The following is a 2939-nucleotide window of genomic DNA, read 5'->3' as shown; positions in this document are numbered from 1 at the left end:
AGCGCTGGTTCCCCCGTGTGGGTGACCAGCACCGACTTCGGCACCTGCGCTGGTGAGTACAACGGCAACGGGAACGTTGCTGGTTCCAACACCGGTGGTTCGTACACCGGTGGCTACGACAGCGCGGTGGGCTCACAGCAGACCAGCACGGCTGTCTCGACTCAGCAGCAGAATGGTTGCGGTAGTTCGGCTGGTTCGCCCGTGTGGGTGACGTCGACCGACTTCGGGACCTGTGCTGGTGAGTACAACGGCAACGGCAACGTTGCCGGTAGCAACGCCGGTGGTTCCTATGCCGGTGGTTATGACAGCGCGGTTGGGTCTCAGCAGACCAGCACGGCTGTCTCGACTCAGCAGCAGAATGGTTGCGGTAGTTCGGCCGGTAGCCCCGTGTGGGTGACCTCGACTGACTTCGGCACGTGCGCTGGTGATTACGCCGGCAACGGCAACGTTGCCGGCAACAACACCGGTGGTTCGTACGCCGGTGGCTACGACAGTGCGGTCGGGTCGCAGCAGACCTCGACGGCTGTCTCCACTCAGCAGCAGAATGGTTGCGGTAGCTCGGCCGGTTCGCCCGTGTGGGTGACGTCGACCGACTTCGGGACCTGTGCTGGTGAGTTCAACGGTGGTGCCGCTGGCACCGCTCCTGCCGGTGGCAACTACGCCGGTGGTCACGACAGCGCGGTTGGGTCTCAGCAGACCAGCACGGCTGCCAGCACTCAGCAGCAGAACGGTTGCGGTAGCTCGGCCGGTAGCCCCGTGTGGGTGACCTCGACTGACTTCGGCACGTGCGCTGGTGAGTACGCCGGCAACGGCAACGTTGCTGGTTCCAACGCTGGTGGCAGCTACGCCGGTGGCTATGACAGCGCGGTTGGGTCGCAGCAGACCAGCACCGCTGTCAGCACTCAGCAGCAGAACGGCTGTGGTTCGAGCGCTGGGAGCCCTGTGTGGGTGACCAGCACGGACTTCGGTACGTGTGCTGGTGAGTTCAACGGCAACGGCAACCTTGCTGGTAGCAACCCCGGTGGTTCCTACGCCGGTGGTTATGACAGCGCGGTTGGGTCGCAGCAGACCAGCACCGCTGTCAGCACTCAGCAGCAGAACGGTTGTGGTAGCTCGGCTGGTTCTCCCGTGTGGGTGACCTCGACCGACTTCGGGACCTGCGCTGGTGAGTTCGGTACGCCGGGCGCGCCCGGCGTACCTGCCCCGGGCACGCCGGTTCCGCCGGTCCAGCCCGGTAACCCTGGAGCCCCGGGTCAGCCCGGTGCTCCGACTGAGCCGGGCGAGGTTCCCGGTGACGGCGGGCTTGCCGTTGGTGAGCCCGCCGTGAACGGCCAGCCTGTCTCTTCGTCGCCTGAGGTGGCGGAGGGTGACACCGTGGTGGTCGAGGTTCCGGTCGAGAACACGAGTGACGCTCCCATGGAGGTCACCGGTTCCACGTCCGCGGGCCCGATGGCTGGTGGTGGTGTGGTGGCTCCTGGCGAGTCGACCACGTTCACCTTCACTCACACTGTCGAGTCCGGCGAGCAGGCGGTTCCGGTGGTCATCACCGGCCGTACGCCCGACGGTTCGACAGTCACGCACCGCTACTACTTCACGGTCGTCGGTTCTGAGCCGACCGATGGTGAGGAGCCTGGCGAGGAGCCCGGTACGCCGGGCGAGCAGCCGGGTAGCGGTGACCTTGCCGTGGGTGAGCCCACGGTGAACGGCCAGCCGGTCTCTTCTTCGCCGAAGGTGGAGGAGGGTGAGCCGGTGGTGGTGACGGTGCCGGTTCGGAACACGGGTGATGCTCCGTTGGAGGTCGCTGGTGAGACTCCGGATGGGCCTGTCGCTGGCGGGGGTGAGGTGGCTCCCGGTGAGTCGACTGAGCTGACCTTCGTCTACACCCCTGAGTCGGGTGAGCAGTCGGTACCGGTGACGGTTACCGGTCGTACGCCCGAGGGTTCGACGGTTACCCACCGCTACACCTTCACCGTTGTGGGTGCTCCTTCGGAGCCCGATGGTGAGGAGCCTGGTGAGGAGCCCGGTACGCCGGGTGAGCAGCCGGGTAGTGGTGACATCGCGGTTGGTGAGCCGACCGTGAATGGACAGCCGGTCTCTTCTTCGCCGCAGGTGGAGGAGGGTGAGCCGGTGGTGGTGACGGTGCCGGTTCGGAACACGGGTGATGCTCCTGTGGAGGTCGCCGGTGAGACTCCGGGCGGACCCATTGCCGGAGGCGGTGAGTTGGCTCCTGGTGCGTCGACTGAGCTGACCTTCGTCTACACCCCTGAGTCGGGTGAGCAGTCGGTGCCGGTGACGGTTACCGGTCGTACGCCCGAGGGTTCGACTGCTACCCACCGCTACACCTTCACGATCGTCGGCTCTGAGTCGAGCGATGGTGAGGAGCCCGGAGACGAGCCCGGTACGCCGGGTGAGGAGCCGGACAACGGGGACATCACCGTGGGCGAGCCCACGGTGAACGGTGAGCCGGTCTCTTCGTCTCCCGAGACGAAGGACGGCGACACCGTGGTGGTCGTGGTCCCGGTCGAGAACACTGGTGACACTCCGATGGAGGTCACGGGTGAGACGCCGGAGGGCACGGTTGCCGGTGGGGGTGAGTTGGCTCCTGGTGAGTCGACCGACCTCACCTTCACCCACACCATTGAGCCGGGCGAGGAGTCGGTGCCGGTGACGGTTACCGGCCGTACGCCCAATGGCTCGACTGTCACCAACACCTTCGAGGTCCCCTTTGCAGTTGAGGAGAACGACGCCGAAGACGGTGACGGCACCGATGGTGAGGACGGCTCTGATGAGTCGACTGACCCGGAGGACGGCACTGATGGGACCGATGGGACCGACGGAACTGATGGTGACGGCACCGATGGTGAGGACGGCTCTGATGAGTCGACTGACCCGGAGGACGGCACTGATGGGACCGATGGGACCGACGGAACTGATGGTGA

1 pseudogene is annotated in these 2939 nt (G+C 65.8%); it reads left to right on the top strand.

Annotated elements, in window-relative coordinates:
* Window positions 1-1323: 1323 nt before the first annotated feature.
* A pseudogene (locus ACIRON_RS24305) lies at window positions 1324-2939 on the top strand (hypothetical protein); the annotation flags it as partial.

It is taken from the genome of Nocardioides sp. NPDC101246, assembly GCF_044767415.1.
Taxonomy (GTDB): Bacteria; Actinomycetota; Actinomycetes; order Propionibacteriales; family Nocardioidaceae; genus Nocardioides.
Note: the sequence above shows the minus strand (reverse complement) of the source record. Positions and strands in the feature narration are given on the sequence as shown.